Annotated in this window: 18 protein-coding genes and 1 pseudogene; 9 read left to right on the plus strand and 10 right to left on the minus strand. The window is 43.1% G+C overall.

Annotated features, from left to right (window positions below):
- Positions 1-512: 512 nt before the first annotated feature.
- The 4 genes from H6F92_RS19070 to H6F92_RS19085 all read right to left on the minus strand — a co-directional run bounded on the left by H6F92_RS19070 (position 513) and on the right by H6F92_RS19085 (position 5669).
- Positions 513-2963 (minus strand): transglycosylase domain-containing protein, encoded by a 2451-nt coding sequence (locus H6F92_RS19070; protein WP_190359097.1) that lies wholly within the window; start codon positions 2961-2963, stop codon positions 513-515.
- A 294-nt stretch (positions 2964-3257) separates the two neighbouring features.
- On the minus strand, positions 3258-3839 hold the full coding sequence (gene mreD, locus H6F92_RS19075; RefSeq protein WP_190359098.1) for a rod shape-determining protein MreD: 582 nt from the start codon (positions 3837-3839) through the stop codon (positions 3258-3260).
- Positions 3806-4555, minus strand: coding sequence for a rod shape-determining protein MreC (gene mreC / locus H6F92_RS19080; protein ID WP_190359099.1), 750 nt, complete (start codon positions 4553-4555; stop codon positions 3806-3808). The genes mreD and mreC overlap by 34 nt, the downstream gene beginning before the upstream one ends.
- Positions 4556-4628: 73 nt before the next feature.
- Complete coding sequence (locus H6F92_RS19085) at positions 4629-5669, minus strand: rod shape-determining protein (protein ID WP_190359100.1); 1041 nt, start codon at positions 5667-5669, stop codon at positions 4629-4631.
- A gap of 223 nt (positions 5670-5892) precedes the next feature.
- Between H6F92_RS19085 and H6F92_RS19090 the strand changes: the two genes are divergently transcribed.
- Positions 5893-6243, plus strand: a complete 351-nt coding sequence (locus H6F92_RS19090) for a single-stranded DNA-binding protein (RefSeq protein WP_002731888.1) — start codon at positions 5893-5895, stop codon at positions 6241-6243.
- Between the two features lie 285 nt (positions 6244-6528).
- On the opposite strand, the gene H6F92_RS19095 is transcribed toward H6F92_RS19090, so the two are convergent.
- On the minus strand, positions 6529-7329 hold the full coding sequence (locus H6F92_RS19095) for an aminotransferase class IV (RefSeq protein WP_190359101.1): 801 nt from the start codon (positions 7327-7329) through the stop codon (positions 6529-6531).
- Between the two features lie 664 nt (positions 7330-7993).
- On the opposite strand from H6F92_RS19095, the gene H6F92_RS19100 reads away from it, so the two are divergent.
- Complete coding sequence (locus tag H6F92_RS19100) at positions 7994-9616, plus strand: ArnT family glycosyltransferase (protein WP_190359102.1); 1623 nt, start codon at positions 7994-7996, stop codon at positions 9614-9616.
- A 201-nt stretch (positions 9617-9817) separates the two neighbouring features.
- On the opposite strand, the gene gcvP is transcribed toward H6F92_RS19100, so the two are convergent.
- The 4 genes from gcvP to H6F92_RS19120 all read right to left on the minus strand — a co-directional run bounded on the left by gcvP (position 9818) and on the right by H6F92_RS19120 (position 16988).
- Positions 9818-12805, minus strand: coding sequence for an aminomethyl-transferring glycine dehydrogenase (gene gcvP / locus H6F92_RS19105; RefSeq protein ID WP_190359103.1), 2988 nt, complete (start codon positions 12803-12805; stop codon positions 9818-9820).
- Positions 12806-13039: 234 nt separating this feature from the next.
- Positions 13040-13909 carry a glycosyltransferase gene (locus H6F92_RS19110; protein ID WP_190359104.1) on the minus strand — a complete coding sequence of 290 codons (870 nt, stop codon included), beginning with the start codon at positions 13907-13909 and terminating at the stop codon, positions 13040-13042.
- A gap of 64 nt (positions 13910-13973) precedes the next feature.
- Positions 13974-15578 carry a glycosyltransferase 87 family protein gene (locus H6F92_RS19115; RefSeq protein WP_190359105.1) on the minus strand — a complete coding sequence of 535 codons (1605 nt, stop codon included), beginning with the start codon at positions 15576-15578 and terminating at the stop codon, positions 13974-13976.
- 39 nt (positions 15579-15617) lie between these two features.
- Positions 15618-16988 (minus strand): ArnT family glycosyltransferase, encoded by a 1371-nt coding sequence (locus H6F92_RS19120; RefSeq protein ID WP_190359106.1) that lies wholly within the window; start codon positions 16986-16988, stop codon positions 15618-15620.
- Positions 16989-17368: 380 nt separating this feature from the next.
- On the opposite strand from H6F92_RS19120, the gene H6F92_RS19125 reads away from it, so the two are divergent.
- The 7 genes and pseudogenes from H6F92_RS19125 to H6F92_RS19150 all read left to right on the plus strand — a co-directional run bounded on the left by H6F92_RS19125 (position 17369) and on the right by H6F92_RS19150 (position 25497).
- A complete protein-coding gene (locus tag H6F92_RS19125; RefSeq protein WP_190359107.1) occupies positions 17369-18859 on the plus strand; it encodes a glycosyltransferase family protein in 1491 nt (496 codons plus the stop codon).
- A gap of 96 nt (positions 18860-18955) precedes the next feature.
- On the plus strand, positions 18956-20548 hold the full coding sequence (locus H6F92_RS19130) for a hypothetical protein (protein WP_190359125.1): 1593 nt from the start codon (positions 18956-18958) through the stop codon (positions 20546-20548).
- A gap of 274 nt (positions 20549-20822) precedes the next feature.
- Positions 20823-21797, plus strand: coding sequence for a methyltransferase domain-containing protein (locus tag H6F92_RS19135; RefSeq protein WP_190359108.1), 975 nt, complete (start codon positions 20823-20825; stop codon positions 21795-21797).
- Between the two features lie 34 nt (positions 21798-21831).
- A complete protein-coding gene (locus H6F92_RS19140; protein ID WP_190359109.1) occupies positions 21832-22902 on the plus strand; it encodes a formylglycine-generating enzyme family protein in 1071 nt (356 codons plus the stop codon).
- Between the two features lie 140 nt (positions 22903-23042).
- Positions 23043-24320, plus strand: a complete 1278-nt coding sequence (locus H6F92_RS19145) for a glycosyltransferase (RefSeq protein WP_190359110.1) — start codon at positions 23043-23045, stop codon at positions 24318-24320.
- A gap of 23 nt (positions 24321-24343) precedes the next feature.
- A pseudogene (locus tag H6F92_RS27100) lies at positions 24344-24535 on the plus strand (hypothetical protein); the annotation flags it as partial.
- A complete protein-coding gene (locus H6F92_RS19150) occupies positions 24532-25497 on the plus strand; it encodes a glycosyltransferase family 2 protein (RefSeq protein ID WP_190359111.1) in 966 nt (321 codons plus the stop codon). The pseudogene H6F92_RS27100 and the gene H6F92_RS19150, both read left to right, overlap by 4 nt.
- A 43-nt stretch (positions 25498-25540) precedes the next feature.
- On the opposite strand, the gene H6F92_RS19155 is transcribed toward H6F92_RS19150, so the two are convergent.
- Positions 25541-25906 carry a DUF1815 family protein gene (locus H6F92_RS19155; protein WP_002801757.1) on the minus strand — a complete coding sequence of 122 codons (366 nt, stop codon included), beginning with the start codon at positions 25904-25906 and terminating at the stop codon, positions 25541-25543.
- Between the last annotated feature and the right edge of the window lie 284 nt (positions 25907-26190).

The following is a 26190-nucleotide window of genomic DNA, read 5'->3' on the forward strand; positions in this document are numbered from 1 at the left end:
CAATAACAGAGGGACAGAGGTGGTTAGCTGAACGTTGGGAAAAACTGATAGTTTTATCGACGTAAGAAGCAGAAAAATTAGCTAAATTAACAGGATGTACTCTCAGAAAATTTCAAGAGAGATAGGCTTTTAGTGGCTTGGGAACAGGCTTTATCAATCTATTCATAATAAATATTGGCAGAAGATTAAAGATTAGTTATTGTCACTAACTCTTTTGATTAGAAAAAGATAAACTTGAGAATTTTCATTCAAATTTATTGACTCAAAATCCGCTGTACTTAATTTAAATGAATCAACCCTACCCGTTGGGGGACGGCTGCTGACGCATCTGTAATAATTTAAGAGTCACTCCCCTTGCATGACTGTCTCTCCTGATATGTAGCCTATACTCAACGGATTTAACCCCGTGTGCAACTATATTTTTACTCTTGATTTACAAGGCTTTCAGAAATCAGCAGAGATAAAGTATCCTCTGTAACCCCCGCAAATCCTGCGAGGGTTGTCGTGCCGATTCAGCGTCTTTCTGCCGGGGGTGCAGGAGGAGCCACATCGGTGGGAGGAGTTACCTGTAGGGGAACCGAACGAGTGTCGGGAGCTGCCACAGTGACGGGAACGGTAATCGGTTCAGCTGCTGCGGGGGCCGTATTTTCAGGACGAGGAGCAGCGGCGCTGGTAGGAGCGACGGTAGTACGCCGACGACTAGAACGGCGTTGGCTCGGTTCGCTAGTATTAGAACGAACGATAGTTTGCTCGCGACTTACCCGAACCCGTCGCCGTCTGCGGATGGGTCCTTCGCTGGGGGAACCCTCATCGCTGCTGGCTAAACGATTATTAATAGTTTGGGTAAAGTAGGTACGTCGGGGTTTAATTGGTTCCGCTTTTAATGTCACTGGACGTTTGCCTAAATTCGGTTCTGGGAAACCTTGATAGGGAATATCCTTAATTGCTCCTAACATAAATTGTCGCCACATCCAAGCGGACATGGTACTGGCTCCATTGGTGGGTTTATTATTGTCATTACCGAGCCAAATTCCCGTGACTAATTGGGGAATATAACCGACGAACCAAAGGTCGCGAGCCTTGTCAGAAGTGCCGGTTTTTCCTGCCACCGGACGACCAATTTGTGCGGGGGTTCCCGTTCCCGAATTAACCACATCCTCTAGCATCCAAGTCATCGTCGCTGCCGTGTTTTGATTGAGAGCAGTTTTCGGTTTAAAATTGGCTTGATAAATTACTTTACCATTGCGATCGAGTACCTGATTAATACCGTAAACTGGTTGATGCACACCATTATTAGCAAAGGTTCCGTAGGCGCTGGTCAATTCTAAAAGATTGACTTCCGAAGCACCCAAAGCCAAAGAATAAGTGGGTAAAAGTTTCGACTGGATACCCATATCTTGAGCTAATTTAATCACCGGATTCCAACCCACAGCCACTAACACCTGAACTGCCACCACATTCAGGGAAGAAGTCAAAGCATCGCGCATGGACACCTGGCGGCCGCTATACTTATCGCCGTAGTTTTCCGGTTTATAACCATCCACCACATACTGGGCATCTTTATAACTAGAATAGGGGGATTTCCCCGCCGCAATCGCCGCCGCATAGACAAAAGGTTTAAAAGTAGATCCCGGCTGACGTTTTGCCTGTGTCACCCGATTGAATTGATTCTTCTCGTGGTCAATTCCTCCAACCATAGCCTTAATTTGTCCATTTTTGGGGTCAATTGCCACTAAAGCCGCCTGTTGGAAGTTCTGCCACTGGCCATAACGAGAAACCGCTCTTTCTACCACTTCCTCCGCTTCGCTTTGCCAACGAGGATTAAGGGTAGTTTTTACCACCAATCCCCCCGCTTCTAGGGTTTTAGCGGGAACCAGTTGCGGCAGTTCTTTTTCCACATAATCGGTAAAATAGGCCGCTTGCCGTTGCAGACGTTTTAGGGGACTGGTTTTAAGGCCTAGGGGAGATGCGATCGCCAGTTTTGCCTGAGCAGCAGTAATAAATCCCACCTCGGACATAGTTTTGAGGACGATATTACGCCGTTCTAGGGCAGATTTAGGGTTTTCGAGGGGAGAATAGAGACTAGGAGCGGGAACAATCCCGGCAAGGGTGGCAGCTTCGGCTAGAGTTAATTTATCGACGGGTTTACTGAAATATAACCAAGCGGCATCGGCCAGACCGTAGGCCCCGGAACCGAGATAAACTAGGTGAAAATAACGCTCTAAAATCTGGTCTTTTGTATATTTATCTTCTATTTTCTGAGCGATACGCATTTCGCGTAATTTGCGATCAAAACTCCTTTCTTGGGATAAAAAGACAATCCGGGCCAATTGCTGGGTGATGGTGCTGCCTCCCTCTACCACTCCCCCGGCTCTCAGGTTAGAAAAGAGAGCGCGAGCAATACCCTGGCCATCCACTCCCCCGTGTTCGCGAAAACGGCGGTCTTCACTAGCGATAAAGGCCTCCTGTACCAGTGGGGGAACTTGAGCAATTTTCACGGTTTCGTAGGTACTAGGGCCATTTTGCTTGAGGATTTCCCCATTAGCGGCTTGAATAGTTATGGTGCCTGGACGAGCATAGGTTTGTATATCGGCGATATTTTGCGGTAGAGAGGTTTCAAGGCGATAAATGCCCCAACCTACCCCCAAAATGCCCCCAGTTACGCCTAATCCCAATCCCAAGTACAACCCAAAGCGGGGATGTTGTCGCCATTGCGGTAGGGGGGAATTGTCGATCAGGGTGGTAAATTTGTTTTTTACGGGTTTAAATGTCTCTAGAGCCTTGCTACTGGTTCGGGAGACTAAATTAACCTTTTTTTCTTCAGAAGTGGCTTCTACTGGCTTTTCCTCGGCAACGGGCGCAGATTTGGAGTCGATAGGATCGACTTTAGTGGGTTGCTGGGAATTTTCTAATTTATTAGCAAGATTATGAAAAAATTGACTAAGTTTTTGTTTGTATTTCATGTTAGTTGAGCGGGTGAGGGTGAGTAATCAGTGAACAGTAATCAGTAATCAGTAATCAGTGAACTGAAAACTCAAATCTGGACTCTTCTCGACTTTGTGTGATAATTTTTGCTTATGGAATCGTGAAATGCTTATCGGGCAAGACTTTTAGTGCTATTTTGACGTTCGGCGATGCTCAGTCGAGCGGCGGAAGAAACTATCAGTATAGACCTCGTTTCCACACAGTGAACTGAAAACTCAAATCTGATCACTGATAACTGATAACTGATAACTGATAACTGAAAAGCTGACTCTTTAAAGATCGCTAAATTGTCGCCACCATTGCTGGAGAGGATAATAGACGAGGGGAGTCCAGAGACTACTAAGCAGAGCAGAAGTGAGGGCAATGCGTTGATAATCCATCCAAAGATCAGCGAGATTTTTGCCTCCTTGTAGATAGTATTGAAAAGCGATCGCACCATCGGCGATTAAAGTCATAACAAAGACAATTAAGACCACGGCGATCAATTCTTCTTTAACATAACGTTGTCGGTGTAAACAGGAAGTGAGGAAGCCGATCAGACCAAAAACCATGATATGGGAAGGATAATTAGAGGTAAGACTATCTTGAATAGCACCGAGCGCTAATCCGGCCACCACACTATCGAGACAAGAGCGATTGAGACTCCAACTAACCAACCAAATCAGTAACCAATTGGGAGCGATGCCTAAAATCTCCATACCGGGCAGCCGCATTAAGGAAAGAAAGGTACAGAGAAGCATCGAAGCGATAGTGACTAAAATATTCAGGATAAAACGAGAACGGGCTGATAAACGGCTTAATTTCAGCATAATTCCCCCTCTCACTGCTGGGGTTGCGGGTGAACGAACACCCATTCGAGATTGTCCACGGTGGCGGTAAATTCAATTTTGGCGGTGGGGGCGGGATTTTCCTGTAAATTAAGGGAAATTATGCGACCGATGGGCAAACCCGGCGAAAAAAGACTACTAAAAGCCGAAGTTGTCACCACATCTCCCGGTTTGACATCGGGAGCTTTTTCAAAAAAGCGCAGGGTGGCGACTTGGGAATTCTGACCTTGAATTAAACCCATGGCCCGACTACGATTCACCGTTGCTCCGATGCGACTTTGGGAATTACTGACCAATAAAACTTTGCTGGTGTGGGGGGTAACTTCCGTAATCCGTCCCACTAAACCACCAATTCCCGTCACCGAAGCACCCACTGGCACACCATCGGTGCTACCCCGACCAATAATTACCTGTTGCCACCAATCATCAGCGCTGCGGCCAATAATTGGGGCAGAAATCAGGGGTTTTTTCTGGGTTTGATAATAACCAAGCTGTTTTTTTAATTGTTGATTTTGATATTCGACTTCACTTAAACGATTTTGTAATTCTCGCACCCGTTGATCGGCCAGAAGTTGCTCTTGCAGATTAGTTTCCTCTCCCTGAAAAGGGCGGGTTAATAAACCATACAATTCTAAAATCGCCCCACTTTGATAGGTGCGAATGTACCAAGCTACCCCCAAAGCGGCAGCGAGCAGAAAAAGTCGCCATCCCTGCTGTGTCCATTTTCGTCGTGCTGAATACATGAGCGATTTAAAACCTCTTGGCTGTGTAGAGTGAGAATCCGTCCATTTTTCCGCTAACCGATCCTAGTGACCTTTAGACATTGCGAGTTGTTTCATTAACGATCCGCTCAAAGAGTTTCTGATTTTTTAACACTTCTCCCGTGCCTTTGACAACACAGAGCTTGGGCTCTTCAGCGACATGGGTAACGATACCGGTTTCGTGACTGACTAGGCGATCGAGTCCCCGTAATAAAGCACCTCCTCCCGCTAACATGATCCCGCGATCGATAATATCGGCCGCTAATTCGGGGGGAGTTTTTTCTAGGGTACGTTTGATCGCATCAACGATCACGGAAAGTGGCTCATCCATACTTTCCCGCACTTCTTCCGCTTTGATGGTCACGGTGCGGGGTAAACCGGACATAAGATGCAATCCCCGCACTTCCAGAGGAGGAAATTCATCTTCGGGGGAGGGATAAGCGGAACCAAGGTGAATTTTAATATCTTCGGCTGTACGTTCCCCGATAATCAGGTTATGGACTTTTTTTAGATAAGCGATAATTGCTTCCGTGAGTTCATCCCCGGCCACACGGACGGATTCGCTGATCACGGTCCCATCGAGACTGAGAATCGCCACTTCCGTCGTGCCACCACCGATATCGATGATCATATTTCCCGTCGCTTCCGAGACGGGTAAACCGGCGCCCAAGGCCGCAGCAACCGGTTCATCAATTAACCCCACTTCTCGCGAGCCGGCATTTTTGGCCGCGTCCACCACCGCACGTCTTTCTACGCCGGTAATGCCACTGGGAACACCGATTACCATGCGGGGATTGCCAATCGTGCCATCGAGCGCTCCTTTGATGAATTCCGCTAACATGATCTCGCAACTGTAAAAATCGGCGATTACCCCATCGCGCAGGGGTCGCAGCGCGGTGACATGGCCCGGAGTGCGACCGAGCATTTTTTTGGCCTCCTCCCCGACAGCGACCAGGTTACGATCTTGATCGATCGCCACTACCGATGGCTCCTGTAAAACGATGCCTTTCCCTGACACATAAACGAGGGTGTTTGCTGTACCCAAGTCTATACCTATGTCCCTTGATAAGCCTAGTCTTCTAAAAAAACCCGCCACTTGTTTTCACTCCTGTTCTGATAACAACGTTGCTATAGCTAGACTTTCGATCGAATCGACTTGGATTTTATTACGTTTTGTTTCTCAAGTCTAGTTAATTATCGCTTCTTTCTCTCCAGATTGACGCAAATCCTGCCCCTAATTTTCTCCCTAGCCACCGGTCAAGGCTAAGGTTTCGGGCTAAAATGAACATACTATTGTACTAAATTGAGGATTTAAGACCATGAGTGTAAATCTGGTTCATTTGGTGGGACGAGCGGGGAGAGACCCAGAAACCAAGTATTTCGAGTCGGGTAAGGTTTTATGTACTTTAACTTTAGCGGTTAATCGTCGCTCGAAAAATAGCGATCAGCCGGATTGGTTCGATCTGGAAATTTGGGGTAAAACGGCGGAAGTGGCCGCTAATTATGTAAAAAAAGGCGGTTTAATCGGGATTAAAGGGTCTTTAAAAATGGATACCTGGAATGATAAAAATACGGGATTAGCTCGCTCTAAACCGGTGATTCTCGTCGATCAACTAGATTTACTCGGTTCTAAACGCGATAGTGAGGCTAATTCCGAGCGAGAATTTTAAAGCTTGAGCGGTATTATTTCCAGATTTTAGGTGTGTTAGCCTCTAGTAACACACCCTTATTTAGGGTTTGCGGCAAAAAGTTTTTCGTGGGGGTAGGGTGTGGGGTGTGGGGTGTAGGGTGTAGGGTTTTACCCATTTTCAGGTGGTAAATTACCTAATTTTCAGGGAAAAAGTCCCTGAATTTTCCCCCCAATCACTCCCATGGTCGGCACTTTTTGAGGGAAAAAAAGTCTAAAAACCTTGTTGGATAAGGTTTTTAGATTTATTCAGCAAACCCTATTTATTCTATAATTGACTGGAAAAATATTGCTGTAAATCCGGTAAAACTTGCCGATAAATGGCTGTATTTATCTCTATATCCCAGCCAAGAATAGAATTAAAAGGGATAATTTCCACCAGAGAATTACTATAGGCGATCGCTTGTAAAGTCCTGACAAATTCAGGAGTCCAGAGATTTTCTTGCAGGGAAATATTGTGTTTTTTTAACCAGCCGATCAAAGCCGAGCGCCCGATTCCGGGCAAAATATCAGCAGTCAGCAGGGGACTGTACCAGCAATTATCTTTCCATCCCCATAAATTACCCGTGCTAGTTTCTAACCAATTCCCGACTCGATCAACTAATATCGCTTCTTTTGCTCCTTTTTTTTGAGCAGTTTGTGACGCTAACCAAGGGGTTAAATAATTACCAGTTTTATGTTCTCCTAAAACGCGTTGCCAAGCGGGATTATCTATTACCCATCCAATAATTCCCCGCTCTTGTCTAAGGTTTAAATCTTCGGGGAGAAATCTGCCTTTAATCCACTCCCTGCCATCGGGAAAAATTGTAATTCTCAGGACAGGATACAATAGGGATAATTCTTCGGCTCCTTGGCGAATTCGCTGCCAATCGGGATCGGGCCATTGAAAAACTTGTAAACTAGAGTGCAGACGTTTGAGATGTTCTTGCCAATGGGTCAGGGGATGATCTAAGCTTTGTTGATAGACACGCAGGGTAGTAAATATTGTCGCTCCATAAAGCAGCCCAATATCATTAATATCCAGACTTATTCGCTCATTCTCGATTAATTCGCCATTATACCAATACATAAACAGTTATCAGTTATCAGTGATCAGTTATCAGTGATCAGTTATCAGTGATCAGTTATCAATTATCATATGTGAGTTTTCAGATGTGAGTTTTCAGTTCATTAGACATATCCAAAAATTATAACTCAATCAGAGCTTGCTTTGATGTTTTGTACTAATGAGTAGTTCTAGGCTGATATATATGTGTCATTGCTAATTCAATTTAACTGAAAAATCTGGGGACATTAAAATCAGTTATCAGTTATCAGTTATCAGTTATCAGTTATCAGATGTGAGTTTTCAGTTCATTAGACATATCCAAAAATTATAACTCAATTAGAGCTTGCTTTGCTGCTCTGTACTAATGAGTAGTTCGATGTTGAAATATATAAGTAGGTGGGTGTAATTAAATATAAGATGAACGTAGGTTGGGTTGAAGCATGAAACCCAACGCCCGATTATGTTACGCTACCGCTAACCCATCCTACAAATAATTGTGCCTCCCTACTTATCTGTCGTTGCTAATTCAATTTAACCGAAAAAATATGGGGACATTAAAATCATTTTCATTTGGGTAATTTGCTTGTATAGACAAAATTTTATTCTTGAGATAATATTAGATATAAGTCCAGTGATAACTGTTTACTGATAACTGTTTACTGATAACTGATAACTGACCTAGCTTATGAACCGTCAAAAATTTACTTGGGGATATTCTAGTTATAAATTGCGTCAGAGAGAAAATTTTAAAGAATTTCTGTGTTTACTGGGATTATTAATAGCGGCCTTAATTATTTATCTAGTGGGATTAGGTAATTTACCCTTGCGGGATTGGGATGAAGCGACCATTGCTCAGGTGGCCAAGGAAATTAGCCAAACCCCACTGGAACAATTGCGCTGGTTATTTCCCAGTCTTTGGGGTGATCCCTACCTGAATAAACCGCCATTGATTCATAGTTTAATTGGTCTAACCTACCATTTCTGGGGCATCAATGAGGCCAATACTAGACTAATTCCCGCTTTTTTTACAGCTTTATCGGTGCCGCTTCTTTATCTTCTCGGTCGAGAAATTTTTCCGGCTCGTTTGCCAGCTTTACTATCGGCCTTGATCTATTTAACTTTTTTGCCGGTGGTGCGCCATGGCCGTTTAGCCATGTTGGATGGAGCGGTATTGTGTTTTGAAATGCTGATGTTTGTTTGTTTACTGCGCTCACGGCGCGATTTACGCTGGTCTCTGGGGGCGGGGTTAGGATTTGCCCTCCTTTGTCTGACTAAGGGGATTATGGGGCTATTATTGGCGGGTATCGGCTTGATTTTTCTGCTCTGGGATACTCCTCGGTTATTAACTTCTGCCTATTTTTGGTCGGGTTGGTTATTGGGAGCAACTCCCGCTTTTGCCTGGTATAGCGCCCAATTTTGGCACTACGAGCGGGAGTTTCTCGATTCCCTTTTTGTTCAACAGTTAAAGCGAGTTAGTGACGATCTGGACAATCATCGCGGCCCGTTTTGGTATTATCTGCTGGAAATTCTTAAATATAGTTGGCCCTGGTTAATTTTCTCGGTTTGGGGTTTACGTTTAGCCCGTCAGGAATATCTCTACAGTTGGGCGAAGTTACTGTTAGTTTGGACGGGTGTTTATCTGCTGGTGGTTTCGGTAATGGCGACTAAGTTACCTTGGTATATTCTGCCGATCTATCCGGCCTTGGCTTTAGCGGCCGGTTATGCCTTGGCGCAGCTGGGTAATCTTCCCATCGATCGCCCCTATAATCCGATCTGGTCAATTATTTTGGGTATTATCGGCCTTGGGGCGGGTTTATTAGCTTTAATGGCCTATTTTCCTGGTAATTTTGCCCCGATCGAACCTGTCCATCCTTTGATTCTGTTAACCTTATTGTCACTTTCCCTGACCATGGTGACAACGGCGATTTTGTTAGCCCGGCGCTCGGAACAATTCATCGTGGTTTTACTCTGGGGAATGTTGGTTTCTTTGTTTATTTTTGTCAATTCTCCCCTGTGGATATGGGAATTAAATGAGAATTTTCCCGTCAAACCGGTGGCGAGTTTAGTGCAGAAATATGTGCCAGCCGATCGCCCTGTTTATATTGCTTTTGCCTACGAGCGCCCCTCGTTAAATTTTTATAGTGGTCGTCGGGTTTTTCCCCTTGCTGCCGAAGAATTAATCAATCACTGGCAAAGTCACAAGCAACCTTACCTAATTATCGATCGTCAAACCAAAGAAGCTACTGATTTAGAAGGATTAAAGGCGATCAGATCCACGGATTCCGGTTGGTTTTTGGTGACGAAGTAGTAGTGAGGTTAATTGTTAATTGGGTGCAGATCACATTGGCAAAAATACCGACAATCAGCAATTATCAGTGACTCCCGACTGCTAACCCCAGGAAAAAGTTTTTCAGCAGCTCCTAGTTAATTTTAGAGGCCAAGTTCCGAAAAACCAGAAAAAAGCGGGGTAATTTGCAACTACCCCACTAATATTATCAAGGAATTACGATTACTTATAAGCGTCCATACCCTCACAGGAACAAACCAGATTTCTGTCCCCGTAGGCATTATCAACCCGTCCCACTACCGGCCAGAATTTATAATCTTGTAGCCAAGAAAGCGGGTAAGCTGCCTGTTGACGGGAATAGGGACGATTCCAATCATCAGCAGTTAAAACTGCGGCTGTGTGGGGGGCATTTTTTAAGGGATTATCGTGGATATCCATGCTACCATTAGCGATCGCTTGTACTTCTTGATAGATAGTTAACAAAGCTTCACAAAAACGGTCTAATTCCCCCAAAGATTCGCTTTCCGTGGGTTCCACCATCATTGTACCCGCCACGGGCCAAGAAACCGTCGGTGCGTGGAAACCGAAATCCATCAAGCGTTTTGCCACATCTTCCACCTCGATGCCGGCCTGTTTTTTCAGGGGACGTAAATCAATCACGCACTCGTGGGCAACCGTTCCCGCGCTACCCTTAAATAAAACCGGATAGGCCGACTCCAGACGAAAAGCCATATAATTAGCGTTCAAAATTGCCACTTCTGTCGCTTTTTTCAAGCCTGCTGCCCCCATCATAGCGATATACATCCAAGAAATCACCAAAATGCTGGCACTACCCCAAGGCGCGGCCGAAATTGCGCCAATCGAGTCCTGATGCTTACCGTTAGCGGTTTCTGGGGATAATTTCGCCAAAACCAGGGAAACATCGGGCAGAAAAGGCACTAAATGGGATTTTACTCCGATTGGTCCCATACCCGGTCCGCCACCACCGTGGGGAATACAGAAAGTTTTATGAAGATTCAAGTGACAGACATCAGCACCAAAATCCGCCGGACGACATAAACCCACCTGAGCATTCATATTCGCACCATCCATATAGACTTGACCACCGTATTGATGAATCAAGGCGCAAATTTCGCTAATTCCCTGTTCAAAAACGCCGTGAGTGGAAGGATACGTTACCATCAAAGCCGCTAGATTATCCTGATGCTTCTGGGCCTTAGTTTTCAGGTCATCAATATCAATATTGCCCCGAGAATCGCAATTAACCGCCACTACTTTCATACCACACATAACGGCGCTGGCAGGATTAGTCCCGTGAGCGGACTCAGGAATTAAGCAAATCTGACGATGACCTTGACCGCGACTTTCATGGTAGGCTCGGATCACCTGTAAACCGGCATACTCTCCCTGGGAACCGGCGTTCGGTTGTAGAGAAATGCCATCAAACCCGGTAATTTCCCCTAACCAAGTCTCTAACTGTTGAAAGAGCAGTTGATAGCCTTCTGCTTGGTCAATCGGGGCAAAAGGGTGTAATTTGCCGAATTCTGCCCAAGTTACCGGAATCATCTCCGCTACGGCATTGAGTTTCATCGTACAGGAACCGAGGGGAATCATGGAAGTATTTAAGGCTAAATCCTTTGTTTCCAGACGGTGCAGATATCTGAGTAATTCCGTTTCCGAGTGGTAACGATTGAACACCGGTTCGGTAAGATAGGCACTGGTACGGGTTAAATTAGCGGGTAATTCTAGACTAATTTTCTCGACTAATTCCGCCGCGGTAAAGGGTAATTCCTCGGTGGGGGCAAAAATTTGCCATAAATCCCACACATCCCTGAGACTGGTGGTTTCATCGAGACTAATTCCTAGATTATTCTCATCAAAATAACGCAGATTAATCTTATGGGTTTTTGCCTTGGCGAAGATATCCTTAACTCCCGTGGATACCGTAACTTTGAGCGTATCGAAGTACGGTTCTTTCCCCACTTGATAACCCAACTTTTTTAAACCATTTGCCAATAAAGCGGTTAATTTCTGCACTCTTTGGGCGATTTTCTTGATTCCTTCCGGTCCGTGATAGACCGCGTACATGGAAGCAATCACCGCTAGTAACACCTGTGCGGTACAAATATTACTGGTGGCTTTATCCCGGCGGATATGTTGTTCCCTGGTTTGCAAAGCTAAACGCAGTGCGGGTTTACCCTGACTATCCTTCGATACCCCGACAATGCGCCCCGGAATGCTGCGTTTATAGGCATCTTTGGTGGCAAAATAAGCGGCATGGGGACCCCCATAACCCAAGGGAACCCCAAAGCGTTGACTGCTACCCACGGCAATATCAGCCCCCAATTCGCCGGGGGGAGTCAACAGGGCTAAACTGAGAATATCGGCGGCAACGGTGACTAAAGCCCCATTTTCCTGCGCTTTGGCGATAAATTCCCGATAGTCATAAATTACGCCATCGGTGGCTGGATATTGTAATAATGCGCCAAAAATCGGCGTTTGAAAGTCAAAGAGACGATGATCATCGATAATAATGTCAATACCTAAAGGAATCGCTCTGGTTTTAACAACTTCGATCGTTTGGGGATGGCAACTACTAGAGATAAAGAAAGCATTGGCTTTAGTTTTACACAGTCCATAACTCATACTCATCGCTTCCGCAGCTGCTGTTCCTTCATCGAGGAGGGAAGCGTTAGCAATTTCCAGACCGGTTAAGCTAGTGATGAGAGTTTGGAAGTTTAGGAGAGCTTCTAAGCGTCCTTGGGCGATTTCCGCTTGATAGGGAGTATAGGCGGTGTACCAACCCGGATTTTCTAAGATGTTGCGGAGAATTACCGGCGGGGTGATACAGTCATGGTAGCCCATGCCGATAAAGGAGCGAAATACCTGATTTTTGGAGGCAATAGCTTTTAATTGGGCAAGAGCGGCGTATTCACTCAAGGCAGGTGCTAGATTAAGGCTTTTTTGTAAACGAATTGCTGCGGGGACAGTTTTAGCGATTAATTCCTCAACGGTAGCAACACCCAAAACCGCCAGCATTTTCTCGATTTCCGTCTCCGTCGGCCCAATATGACGGTTAACAAAGCTATCGGTGCAGTCTAGCAGGTCTAGCAGGTCAGCAGGAGCGAATTCCTCGGTTTTCTCGGCCGTAATTGACCTATTTAGCATATTAATCTCGGTTTCAACAATTACAAAAGTGCTGCGTTTCATCGCTAGGGGTGATTTTAACGCAACTTGTAAAATTTTTGTAATATTTCAAGTCATCAGCTAGATAAGCTGCCTGCGCCTTTAAATTGCTTGTTGAAATGAGGCAAGAGGCAAAGCACAAGGCAAATCCGCACCCCGTCAAGAAAAACTACGGGTTTCAACCTAAGTAGGGAGGCACAATTATTTGTAGGATGGGTTAGCGGTAGCGTAAACTATGCGGGCGTTGGGTTTCATGCTTCAACCCAACCTACGTTCTAGACGCGGTTTAGTGATAATTCTTTGACAATAGAGTTGAATTCCCTGTAACTTGGCTAGGGAGAATTTGGGTTTAATTGCAAGGATCAGTAAAGACATAAAACTCATCCGCAGCAAGCGATAAACAAGGATAGTTAAAGTCGTATGTTTTTCGAGACTGAGAAGATAGCTGTAGATATTATGAGTTAGTCTTAGATAACCATAGCGACGGGTGATAGAAGATGGTTCATGAATGATTTTAATCTGATTGGTAACAACGACTAAATAGCCTTGATTTGCGTATCTTCGGGAAAAATCAAAGTCTTCGTAGTAGAGAAAGTAATCGGGATCAAAATGGGGACAAGTGGAAAAATTAGAGAAGTTAATTAATAAACTGCATCCCGTCACCCAGTCGGGAATAAGATAGGGTTTATCTCCATAGTCTAAGGATTCCTCTACTACGTTAATTGTGCCGATTTTGGCATTGAATTTTCCCCAACCAAACCAGATTTTACCATCCGGTTCGTAAATTTCTGTACCAGCGATGGCAACTTCGGGATATTGCTGAAAAAATTTGCTTGCTTTCTCCAGAGAGTCCGGTAATAAGTAAGCATCGGGATTAACTAACCAAACAATAGCTTCTCTATCTTGTTGATAAATCCAATCAAGTCCTAGATTACATCCTTTCCCAAATCCTAAATTTTCCCCCGCTTCAATAATCTTGACTCTTTGCGCTGCTAAAGATTGGATATTTTTATCTTCAGTGGAATTGTTAACAATGATGAGAGTAGCAGATAAGTTATCGTTGAGGGAAGCGATTAAACGCTTAATTAATTCCGCGCAATTGTAGTTAACCGTCAATAGATAAATCATTACAGATAAAATGTAGGAGTCACTGGTAATTAACAATGGTTAGAGAATAGCTTTTCCGTGAGAATTACTTTTTCTGGAGACGACAGAGATTAAAGTTTTCGATTTTGGTGGGAAAGGGTTGACAACTTTGGAAGTCAATAACGAGATTTTCCTTGGCTAAATCCTCCACTATATCAGGGGATTTTTTATTAAAGTCTGTCTGGAGAATGTAGAGAGATTCTGGGGGAGTATTAGCAATAAATGTCTCGGCATTTTTTCGCATTAAAGTTCCCTCACTGACTCCAGTATTGCCTTTGAGTCTTACAAAACGAGTCGAAGCGGGAAAATAAGGAACGATAAAAGATGTTCCTTCATCTCCCCAGATAACAATCGTGGAATTTTCGTAGGGTTTTAATGCTTGACTATCGATACCAAAATAACTATCTGACCATCCCATTCTCCACCAATCCATCGGTTTAACCATAGTGACAATTAAGGAAAATATTAGCAAATTTATGATTAATAATGGTTTTCTGCGAGGATAAAGATAGGCAATAATCAAAATAATTAAAGTGGGAGTGATTAATTCTAATGGCATCAGATAACGATAGATAGAAAATCCCACTAACCAAATAGAGTAAGCAGTCAGAGAAAAAGGCAGTAAAAACCCTAAAACTGCACCATGAGTTAAGTCAGGTTCAGAGGATAGATTGCGCTTAGAAATAGCACGAAAAATAATTACTACTATTAGTAAAATTATCAATAAATAGGTGATGGCTAATCGGCTATCTTGGAAAGGAACCTCAGAGACAAGAGTTTGTCTCTGGATAAAATAAACAGGATAAAACAACCATTGCCAGATATCTTTAGGTAAATATTGTATCCCTTTAAAATTGTAGTCGGTTTCAATATAAGGAGATTGAAAGATTTTATTATAGAAGGGAAAAAGAGGATTAGCAAACTTTGTCCACATTAGGATAATCCAATAACCAGCAGTGAGACTAACCCCCAGGGCCATTGAGAGAATTGATAGAATTAAATTGCGTAACTTTTCTGACCAAGAATTAGGTAAAAAATTAATGGCTACCAACAAGCTAATACTATATAAAGCATTAGTTAATTTTAATCCCGTTGCCAATCCTAATAAGAGTCCAGCTAAAAGAATATTTTTAGAGGGAATTGGCAGATTTTTCCCTAAACTACTAACTATAAAAAATAATCCTACCAGAACGAAAACACTGGTGGTATTATCACCAATACTGGTTCCTAACTCCGAGATATAGGCTGCCCCAAAAATACTGGTAATCGCTGCCGCTATGCTTAGAGTTATCTTGTATCTTTCGGAAACTTTATCGAGGGAATGATAGGTAATTAGGTGAACTAACCATTGATTTAACCCGTGAAATCCTCCCATTAAAAACCCGACGACAATTGGAGGCAGTTTCAGATAATAAATAGCGACAAAGAAGGGAACATCAATCAGGGGGTTAAAAAAAGTTTGTATCTGTGCGGGTAGGACATCATACTTAAACCTTCCTGTCAATAACATATAGGGATTATAGAAATGATAATTGCGTAAATCCCAACTAACATCTTGACCTAAGATAACCGAGATAATTCCTAAAGCAATAAAGTAGATAATTGCCCAAAATAAGGGATGAGAAAGTGGAAAAAGTTTCAGAGTTGTCATAATTAAAAGTTCAAGATTTATTTGTTTAGTTTTACTAGCTTAACTTGGCAATTTATAGTTAAGGATGAGACTAAGATTACCTAGTAACAATCCCCCCAAGACAATAAGCATGATTATTTTAACAAAATTAGTTAAAATTTTCGATTTTTTCTCGGTTAAATCATTCAAGAAAAATCCCCCTAAAATAATTGCCGTTCCGATAATAAAGTAATATCTACCGTAAGGGGAACTCAAAACCCAATCCTTAATATTTAAATTCACCGACCAAACGACAAGAAAACTAAAGATAGTGGCAGCAGTGATAAAATCAGAGTTTTTACGAAAATCGTCTAAGAATATACCAAGCACCAGAAAGAGAAATCCATAGTAAGGAATTACATACCAAGCATAGTAATGACTTTGAGCACCAGAAAAGGTGAGAAGAATTGTATAGATTAATATAGGAAAAATTACTAATCGTATTTTAGATATTTTCAAAGGAAATCTGGACACTAACAGGAGAGTGATCCAACTAAAAATTAACCAACCATCCTCAAAAAAAACTGTGGGTAAAACTAGATTTTTTAACATAGCAAAATCCGTAAAGCGATTTTTATGTTCTTGAACAGTAGTTAAAAACCAACTAAAATCATAAAACCAACCGTAAAGGTAATACAAACCAAAGGATAAAACTGCCGTCAGAGAAGCGATTAAGCTATCTCGCCAATTTTTTTGTAATAACAGTAAAGCGACTAGAGAAGCTAGAATATATAATCCTGTCACCTTAACTAAAGGTGCTAAACCCCCTAAAAATATAGCCAAATATAGATACTTTTTTTGAGACTTTTCACCGTACTGAAAGAATAAAAGTGCTACCGCTAAACTTAGACATAATAATAAATTTTCACTAACTGCTAAACGAGATAAAAAAACCGTATTGGGGTTAGTGGCAAAAATTAAAGAAGTTATAATCGCCACACTGGTATTAGTCAAACGTAAAGCTAATAAATAAAGTAAGAAAATAGAGAGAGTACCAAAAACTAAAGAAGGAATCCTAATTACTGTTAAACTACAGTCAAAAAATTCCTTTGCTCCCGATAAAATAGCCGTCATACCCACAATTAATCCAAACAAGGGAGGATGATCGAACCAAGGGGTAACAAAACGATAACGAACGGCAGTTTTTTCCCAAACTGTCACCAGAAAATCATCCGTGGGACTGAGGAAAGACCAACTGGTAGGAACTCCCTCTTGAATCAAACTCATGCCACTCCAAGCAAAAGCAAATTCATCTTGAGTCCAGTTATAGGGAGGCAAGGAATCGTACTGATAATATCTTAAGATAAAACCTAATCCAGTAATTAAAAAACCCAGAAATAGACGGTAATCAAACTTTTCAAAATGCTTAAATAGAAAATCTCGTTGCATCATTATTCTGAAATTAGCTCGCTATTTATTTTTTTGGGTGAACCCGTGCTATTGTATCACGGTTTGACGGTTAAATTTTTTAACAAACCCAGATCGATTAAACACCTGATTATCGAGATGATTTAACCTTGATAATTTCTCCTTCGTAAATTCTCAGGGGTATCAAATGGCAAACTCATCTTTATAGCCAACTCCAGACAAGGGACTCATTTCTGGCAGAAAAGTTCCCCAGTTTCTCCCTGCTAAACTACCACTTAAGAGATTGACATTACCATCAGCAATATGCTAAAAAACATTAGCTTGATAGCCGAGTAACAACAATTACCCCGTTAAAAATCCCGATATTTTCCCCTAAAGCAAACATCTTGTCCTTGGTTGTAAACATGATTCGTCAGTTAAATTATTCTAGAGTTTGGTTGTTATTAATCCTTATTTTTGCCCTTTTCCTACGTCTAAATGCCGCTTTCTCTTATCCTAATATTCTCTGGCCGGATGAAATTTTTCAGACCTTAGAACAGGGTCATCGACTAGCTTTTGGCCATGGGATGATACCTTGGGAGTTTCGGGACGGGATTCGTTCTTGGTTATTTCCGGGCATTCTTGGCGGGATTATGAAGCTAACTGCTGGTTTTTCCGAGGGCTCCAGTGGCTATCTGGCCAGCGTCAAGATTTTCCTCAGTTTACTATCTTTAATCCCCGTTTGGATCGGATTCTCGATCGCCTACGAAAGCATCGGTTTGGCCGGCGCTATCCTAACCGGCGGTATTTGTGCGATTTGGTTTGAATTTATTTATTTTGCCCCGAAAGCCTTCACCGAAGTTATTGCCGCTTATTCCCTGCTGGTGGGCGTTTATTTAGGATGTTACGGCAAAAATCCCCCCTCTCGTCAGCGACTGTATTGGACGGGGTTTTTCTACGGATTGACCACCTATCTTCGATTTCATTTACTGCCGGCCATCGCCATCGCCCTCATTTATCAAGTTAGACAAAAAAACTTTCCACAATTACTGCCCCTTGCCCTCGGTTTTATCGGTCCGGTTTTGCTGGGGGGTGCTTTAGACGCTTTCACTTTGTCCACCCCCTTCCAATCGATTTGGAAACTGATCTGGATTAATATTTTTGAAGGAAAATTTAATAGTTTTGGCGTATCCCCCTGGCAGCAATATTTTACTTGGTTAGCCCTCAATTGGTCTTGGTGGCTGTTTCCGATCCTCTTCTTCTCTGTAATCGCTGCTCGTCGTCACTGGATTCTCGCCCTTCTAGCCCTAGTTATTATCCTCTCTCACAGCTTTTTAGGTCACAAAGAATATCGTTTTATTTTCCCCGCCTTACCACTAATTATTATTCTCGCTGGTTTGGGGACTGCCACTCTCGTCTCACGTTTATCGTTAATGCGAGGTTCCCTCGCCGGCAAAACTATCGTTATTTTTAGTAGTTTACTTCTTTGGGCTTTTCTCTCTTGGTTGTTGGCGGGGCGTTTTAATACGGACCAGACTTTTAATTTCGGACCGCCTTGGCAAAAACCGGGCTATACTCACTGGCAAACCCACGGCGGACAATTACAAGCCTATCAGTATTTAAGTAGCGAGAAAAAACTGTGCGGTTTAGGAGTAAAAGGATTGGCGTGGCAGTACACGGGGGGATACGCCTACTTACACCAAGATGTACCGATTTATTTCCTTAAAGATAACCAAAATTTCGAGGAACTACAACCTTATTTTAATTATCTATTATTTAACCAAGACACTGCCGCGGTCGGAGATTATCAACGGGAGAAATGCTTTAACGGAACTTGCGTTTACAGGCGCTCGAACTCTTGTCAAGTTAACCCGAATTATCATATCAATCAGTATCTCAAAGAAGCTGGCGAGTAGGATAATATATCCTTAGGCAAACTTGCTAAATTTGTCAAAAATAAGTCTAAAAAGCAGAGAAAAAAATTTAATTATGTAAGCGGGATAACTTCGATCATGAAAAAAGTTAAAATCTTGCCAATTTACCTAAGTTTTCTAATTTTAATCTATATAATTTCTGTCATGACGGTCAACCTCTCCTCTTTCCCCGGATTGCACGGAGATGAGGCTTGGTTTGGACTGAATGCCAGGGAAATCCTCCACCACGGAACTCGATCGCTCCACGGACTAAACACCTATACTAGCTCTTTCTATAGCTGGTTAATTTCCCTAACATTTCGCTTGCTAGGCATCAAAGTTTTTTCCCTGCGATTACTGGGGGTTTTCCTTAACCTATTAGGTTTTATTATCGTCGTTTATAGCCTGAATAAATATGTGGATCAAAAGACGAGTATTCTTTTCTTATTTTTACTACTATCTTGTTCTTCTTTACTGCTTTTTCCTAGAATAGCCTGGGAAGTATTCGCTTTACAAGTATTCTTTCTTTCCCTTAAATTTAAGCTTCTTCTCAAGTACTTTAAAAATCATGAATTTACTGGACTCGATATCTTTCTTTTCCTTTTCATAACTTTCCTGGGAGTTATCAATCATTTTATCTTTATCTTTGAATCCCTCGGTTTAACTGTGGCGGCTCTAAGTCTGCACCTACGTTATTTTAATAAAACCACGATCCAGCTTTTCTATTTATCTTTTTTATCCCTGACAGTCGTTTCTATAATTTATGTAACTAAACCTTTAATTAGTGATGAAATTTTTCAAGCATATCGATATATTTTATTGATAATTAGCCTAGCAGTTCTCGCTCTTTTTAGTAAAGTTTTTATCAGAACGCAGCAACAAATTAGCCAGATTTTATCCTTGCCACCACGGTTTAAGCAAATATTTTCTTGGTTAGCTGGTGTTTTTCTCCTACTGCTATCAATATTTTTATTGAGAAACTTCCTGACTATTCATTCCCAAAGTTTTCTTGGCACTATCTCAGGAATTATCGTCATCGAAAGACTCTCCTCCACCCTGTTAACTGTCTTAGAAAAACAATGGTTAGAAATTACTTGGATAGCTCTCATAAGTATTTTTATCCTGCGGGGGTTACAGAAGCTAATCAATAATAACAGTACTAATAACTTACAAACGGAGGTATTTTTCTATTTATATCCCCTATTCTGTTTATTGTTTGTTTCCCTAGCACCGGGTAACTCCGATCGCTATTATATTATTCCGGGTTATCTTTTTCTGATTGCTTTTCCCCTAGTCGTCCGCAGTCAATATATTACCTATCAAGTTCGTTACCTATACCTATCACTAATTATTTTATTAGGATTCACCTTTACCCTGCAGCAAACTCTCCTCTGGATAAATATTTTAGCCACCGAAAACAAATCACCACGATTGATCCGTTATGGAAACTTTCAAGATTTATCCTATCACTTTTTAAAACAAGATCAACTCTTAAAATTCCTGCAAGAAAGACAAATTTGTCAAATAAATCAAATCGATAGAAATACGGTTTACTTTATCTATGCTTCCTTAGACTTTCATTTTCTTGAACGGCAGCTTTCCTGTCATAATCCCACCACTGTTTTGATTGAATACTGTCCCCATTGTCGAGATTTTCCCAAATATTTTAAAATTATCGAAACTAATCATTAGTCCCCGGTATAATTAGAGGAGTCAGAAGGTCAATTGTTCTCTAAGGAAGTTACCCAGAATCTATAATTATTCAAAATCAATTATCAGCAAAAATTCTCAGCTTAATATTCATAAAAGCCAATAATAAGCTGACTTTAAACCTCAATTTTTTTTGGTAAATATATTGACAAATGATTCCGATCAATGGTATGATAAGAGTAGTTTTGGTAAAAATATCGAACAGCCAGACACCCCCTAGACTAACTTAGTAAAATTAATTCCCCCCTATTGATAGATGAAAATCAAGAAATATCTTAAGTTCTGGAAATATCCTCGCTTAGTTGATGAACGAGAGACTTTAATTGAAGAACGAGATTCCCTCAAAGATCATCTGAAGAGTTTGAATCAAGAAAAACAAGAAATGATTCGGGAAAAAAACGCTCTTTATGAAAGATTAGGTCAGTTATCTTTAACCATTCCCGAACTGCAAGAAATTAGTCCCAAACTTCTCGATATTAGCGTGATCAAAAATAAGGCCCGCCAGTTTCGAGTCCAATTAGATGCCGAAAAAGAAAAACTCGCTCCCGACAATTTTGGCTGGTATCCTTACAACACTTTAACCTGCTTCGAGATTCTCGAATTACTATTAACGGGTAAAAACCGTTTTCTACTGGAATTAATCTCGGACAAACCGATTGTTGATATTGGTTGTGCCGATGGCGATCTGGCGTTTTTTCTGGAATCTTTGGGCTGCAAAGTGCAGGTAATGGACTACGCTCCTACTAACTTTAATCTTATGCAAGGAGTTAAACTGCTCAAAACTGCTCTTTCTTCCTCTGTGGAGATTCATGATGTTAACTTAGATTCCCAGTTTCTCCTTCCCGAAAAAAGCTATAGTTTAGTCATCTTCTTAGGAATTTTATACCATCTCAAAAATCCCTACTATGCCCTCGAAACCCTAGCGAAATCTGCCAATTATTGCCTAATTAGCACCCGCATCACTAAGTTTAATGCGGTGAGTAATGCCGCTCATCGAGTCGATCTTTCCCCGATTCCTCTAGCCTATTTACTCGATGAACTAGAAGCAAATAATGATTCTACTAACTATTGGATCTTTTCTAATGCCGGGTTACGCCGAATTTTACAGCGAACTGGCTGGGAAATTTGCGATTATATAACAGTAGGTAATACCGAAAACTCCGATCCCGCCAGTCGTGACGGCGATGAAAGAGCCTATTGTTTAGTAAAAAGTCGTTTCTATCAAGATTAGAAATGCCTAAATATCAGACCAGTCTCCTAAAAATATGAACTATCGCCCTAATCCCCTCTTAAACCGACGTAGTTTGCTGAAATTAGCAGCCCTAGCCGGAGGAAGTGCCGGACTAGCTACCCTTCTCTCCCCTCGGATCAGTTACTCTGCCGACGAAAACCAAGCTAGTGCCAAGAGTATAGAGGCAATAGAGGAATTTTTGCGGCAAATTCGCCCAGTAGATTCGCAAAATCTCCAGTGGACAGAATATAGCTTTGAAACAGTTACCGTTGATCGTCGAGGGCAAATTATCGATCGCCGTCAGGGTAGCGCTCGCTCCTGGCGCGAACCCCTAGGCAACGGCAGCGAACTAGAAATGGTGGCTATTCCGGGGGGCAGTTTTCTACGAGGCTCGAAAAATGAGGAAAAAGGCGATCATACTAGCAGTGAAAAACCAGAAAATTCCCTGACGACGGCGGCCTTTTTTCTGAGCAAATACCCGATCACCCAAGCACAATGGCGAGCGATCGCCCAACTGCCCAAAATTAATCTCGAACTCAACCCGGCGCCCTCCTTTTTCCAAGGGGATAACTTACCCGTTGAGAGAGTCTCCTGGTACGAGGCGATCGAATTTTGTCAACGACTCTCCCGATCCACCGGCAAAGATTACCGACTAGCGAGTGAATCACGCTGGGAATACGCCTGTCGCGCCGGTACAACCACCCCCTTTTACTGCGGGGAAACCCTCACCAGCGAGCGGGCCAATTACTTTGCCGTCTATGATCCCTACGCCGAAGAACCCAGCAGCGCCTATCTGGCCAGGACTACCCCGGTGGGCAGTTTCGCCCCCAATAATTTCGGTCTCTACGATATGCACGGCAACGTGGGCGAATGGTGCGCCGATAGCTGGCACCGCAATTACGAGGGAACCCCGCCCCTGGATGGTAGTGCTTGGTTAGACAGGGATAATCGCTTGCAGCCCCGTTATCGTTCCGCCCGTTTAGTGCGAGGGGGCAGTTGGGGCGATGAAGCTAGGCACCTACGCAGTGCCAATCGCACCTTTTGCCTTCCCGATCAACACCACAGTGTCTTGGGTTTACGAGTCATGGCCGATAGTACCGGTTAATCAATGCTTGTGTCCGCCCAAGAGACGACAAAGGTATGGTTCAATAGGGTAGATTGCCAAAAGGCCAAAAGTATTCAGAATCTTCTGCCGTTGTCAGTGCGTCTATAGCTAAATCAACCGCGAGTGAGGTCAAATTTTTCATGAAGGTACAGCAGTCTCATCTTTTCTTAACTCCCCCCACAGGAGATCTACAGGTACCTTTATCTCCTCCTCCCCCGGACGACGGCAACTTAGAAGAAGAAAAAAATTATCCTCTCAGCCTGTCCCTAGTCATTCCCACCTACAATGAACGGCAAAATATTGTTCAATTAGTCAACATTCTCAGTCAAATACTTGACGAAGCCCTTGCCCATGATTACGAACTGATCGTTGTCGATGATAATAGTCCCGATCGCACTTGGGAAGTCGCCGCATCTTTAATCCCTGAATATCCCCAGCTGCGAGTGCTGCGCCGGGAGGGAGAAAAAGGCCTATCCTCGGCAGTGGTGAGGGGGTGGCAAGTGGCACGGGGCGACATACTTGGGGTCATCGATGCCGATTTACAGCACCCCCCGGAAGTGTTATTAAAATTATTCGAACAAACCAGAGCCGGAGCCGATCTCGCCGTGGCTAGTCGCCATGTGGAAGGGGGTGGAGTCAGCGAATGGAGTCTGACTCGACGCTTCCTCTCCCGGGGGGCGCAGCTGTTGGGATTAGTCATTCTGCCTAATGTGGTGGGACGGGTATCAGATCCGATGAGTGGCTATTTCATGGTTAATCGACAAGCGATCGCGGGCCCGATCTTAAACCCGATGGGCTATAAAATTCTCCTCGAAGTTATCGGCCGCGGCAATATCGACCGGATCGCCGAAGTGGGTTACGTTTTCCAAGAGCGTCAAGACGGCGAAAGCAAAGTCACCTGGCAACAATACATCGAATATATCCTGCACCTGCTGAAATTGCGTTCCCGCGGTCGTTTCGGTCGTCTGAAAAGACGTTGGCAATTCCCCCTCGCTCGCTTTCTTCGCTTTAGTTTAGTCGGGTTTAGTGGCGTATTTGTCGATATGGCTATCTTTTATCTCCTCAGCGATCCCACTACCCTCGCTTGGGGAGTAACTCGCAGTAAGATTATCGCCGCCGAGGTAGCTATTATTAATAATTTTCTCTGGAATGATCGCTGGACTTTTGGCGATTTGTCCACTGGCCAAAATCAGTGGCAGCAGCGTCTGAAACGTTTTCTTAAATTTAATCTTATTTGTTTGGCCGGTTTGATCCTCAACGTGCTGCTCTTGAACTTTTTCTTCAATGTCTTACATATTAATCGCTATATTGCTAACTTAATAGCGATCGCTATAGTTACCGTTTGGAACTTCTGGATGAATTTAAAACTCAGTTGGCGTGTGACGGATGTTAAACCGGAAAAGTCCGGCAAGCCATAGGAAAGCCTGGGAAAACTTGCCCTCTCAAGGAGGGGATGGAATGGCTTAATCAAAATGCCGATGACTTTGCTTGGGGAAAGGCCGCCGACCCCGATTATTAGATGGGTTTATCCCGATACGATTACTTCCAAGCTTTCCCCCATTGTCCCACTGTTCACGCCGTCCAACGCCAGGACACCCCCCTAACCATCATTAAACATTGTCGTCAGCCATGATCGAAATGACTGCTATTCCGCCGATTTCCCTGCAAAACTACCGTATCGCCGCGATTATTCCCTGTCACAACGAACAACTAACGATCGCTAAAGTTGTCTCCCAATTCCAAACTTTTTTGCCAGAAGCGGCAATTTATGTCTATAACAACCGCTCTAGCGATGATACCGTGACCGAGGCCCTCAAAGCGGGGGCGATCGTGCGTCAGGAAATCCAACCGGGAAAAGGCAATGTTGTCCGGCGGATGTTTGCCGATATCGAGGCCGATATCTATATTCTCATCGATGGTGATGATACCTACGAAATTGCGGCAGTACGACGCTTAATTGAACGAATGTTGGGGGAACAATTGGATATGGTGGTCGGTGCGCGTCGGGAAGCGGCAAAATCCTCCCAGGCTTATCGTCCCGGTCATCGCGCTGGTAATCTATTTTTAACAGGATTGGTGAAATTTCTGTTTGGAGCGCGTTTAATCGATATGCTCTCCGGTTATCGCGTCTTTTCTCGTCGTTTCGTCAAATCTTTTCCCGCTTTGTCCAATGGTTTCGAGATTGAAACCGAGTTAACTATCCACGCTTTAGAATTAAAAATTCCCTTCGCCGAAGAACCAACCCTCTACGGGGAACGTCCCGAAGGTTCCCAAAGTAAGTTAAAAACCTTTCAAGATGGCTGGCGAGTATTGGGAACCGCTATCCTACTTTTTAAAGAAATTCGTCCTTTTCTCTTTTTTAGCCTTGTCTCGCTAATTTTGGCGGTTATTTCCCTCCTCTTAGCGATCCCCGTCCTGTTTGAATACCTCGAAACCGGCTTAGTACCACGTTTTCCCACCGCTATTTTATCGGCCTCGATCATGCTTTTAGCCTTTTTAAGTTTGACCTGTGGCATGATCCTCGATTCCGTCTCCCGGGGACGAAAAGAGATGAAACGAATGGCCTATCTAGCTAACAGTTGGCTGAAAGGTTAGGGAAAAAGTTCGCTAAACATACAGGTCTAGGTCACATCTGGGGTTAAACCGTCTCTAACCGTTGCAGCACGGAGGAGGGTTTTTTGTCAATAAATTCCGCCGGCGAAATTTGATATTTAATCAGATTGGCTAATTCCTGTAGTTGGCTGATGGCTTCTGCACCTTCGAGTTTCATTAACTCTCGATCATCGCGCATTTCTGTCCAGGTGATGCCGTAATCGGACACGAGAAACCGAATTAGATGGGTTTCACCCAATCCCACCATAAAAGATGCGCTGTTCATTTGACCGCCACAGGTGTAGCAAGATGCTAGATAACCTTGATTTTCTAGTGCGATCGCTAAGGCCTGTAAATCCATGACCAAGTCTTTGACTAGTTGGCGATGCTGTTCTGCAAGTCGTTTAAACACAATGTTCCTCCTGACAACACTGATCAAGTATAAAACCTTAACACTTTTTTAAGATTCTTTTTTGAGAAAATAAGGTAGATGAACCAGGTTTTTTTACGGATGTTAAGTAACAAAATGTAAAGAACCCGATACCTAGAGTAGCGTGAATTCCTGATATCGCCAAGTATGTGTAAGTACAAAGATACCAGTTTATCCGTCTTTCCACCCCCTCGATCCCAACTATTCCCATCATGCCTATTTTTAAAGTTTAAGATCCGGTTTCGACAAAAAAGTTCGCAAATCTA

The sequence above is a fragment of the Microcystis wesenbergii FACHB-1317 genome (assembly GCF_014696875.1).
GTDB classification, from domain to species: Bacteria; Cyanobacteriota; Cyanobacteriia; order Cyanobacteriales; family Microcystaceae; genus Microcystis; species Microcystis wesenbergii_A.

What these genes read in the sequence shown, in the direction of transcription:
- H6F92_RS19070 (WP_190359097.1), bottom strand. Translation starts at nt 2,963, where the DNA reads ATGAAATACAAACAAAAACTTAGTCAATTTTTTCATAATCTTGCTAAT.
- mreD (WP_190359098.1), bottom strand. Translation starts at nt 3,839, where the DNA reads ATGGGTGTTCGTTCACCCGCAACCCCAGCAGTGAGAGGGGGAATTATG.
- mreC (WP_190359099.1), bottom strand. Translation starts at nt 4,555, where the DNA reads ATGTATTCAGCACGACGAAAATGGACACAGCAGGGATGGCGACTTTTT.
- H6F92_RS19090 (WP_002731888.1), top strand. Translation starts at nt 5,893, where the DNA reads ATGAGTGTAAATCTGGTTCATTTGGTGGGACGAGCGGGGAGAGACCCA.
- H6F92_RS19095 (WP_190359101.1), bottom strand. Translation starts at nt 7,329, where the DNA reads ATGTATTGGTATAATGGCGAATTAATCGAGAATGAGCGAATAAGTCTG.
- H6F92_RS19100 (WP_190359102.1), top strand. Translation starts at nt 7,994, where the DNA reads ATGAACCGTCAAAAATTTACTTGGGGATATTCTAGTTATAAATTGCGT.
- gcvP (WP_190359103.1), bottom strand. Translation starts at nt 12,805, where the DNA reads ATGAAACGCAGCACTTTTGTAATTGTTGAAACCGAGATTAATATGCTA.
- H6F92_RS19110 (WP_190359104.1), bottom strand. Translation starts at nt 13,909, where the DNA reads ATGATTTATCTATTGACGGTTAACTACAATTGCGCGGAATTAATTAAG.
- H6F92_RS19115 (WP_190359105.1), bottom strand. Translation starts at nt 15,578, where the DNA reads ATGACAACTCTGAAACTTTTTCCACTTTCTCATCCCTTATTTTGGGCA.
- H6F92_RS19120 (WP_190359106.1), bottom strand. Translation starts at nt 16,988, where the DNA reads ATGATGCAACGAGATTTTCTATTTAAGCATTTTGAAAAGTTTGATTAC.
- H6F92_RS19125 (WP_190359107.1), top strand. Translation starts at nt 17,369, where the DNA reads ATGATTCGTCAGTTAAATTATTCTAGAGTTTGGTTGTTATTAATCCTT.
- H6F92_RS19130 (WP_190359125.1), top strand. Translation starts at nt 18,956, where the DNA reads ATGAAAAAAGTTAAAATCTTGCCAATTTACCTAAGTTTTCTAATTTTA.
- H6F92_RS19135 (WP_190359108.1), top strand. Translation starts at nt 20,823, where the DNA reads ATGAAAATCAAGAAATATCTTAAGTTCTGGAAATATCCTCGCTTAGTT.
- H6F92_RS19140 (WP_190359109.1), top strand. Translation starts at nt 21,832, where the DNA reads ATGAACTATCGCCCTAATCCCCTCTTAAACCGACGTAGTTTGCTGAAA.
- H6F92_RS19145 (WP_190359110.1), top strand. Translation starts at nt 23,043, where the DNA reads ATGAAGGTACAGCAGTCTCATCTTTTCTTAACTCCCCCCACAGGAGAT.
- H6F92_RS19150 (WP_190359111.1), top strand. Translation starts at nt 24,532, where the DNA reads ATGATCGAAATGACTGCTATTCCGCCGATTTCCCTGCAAAACTACCGT.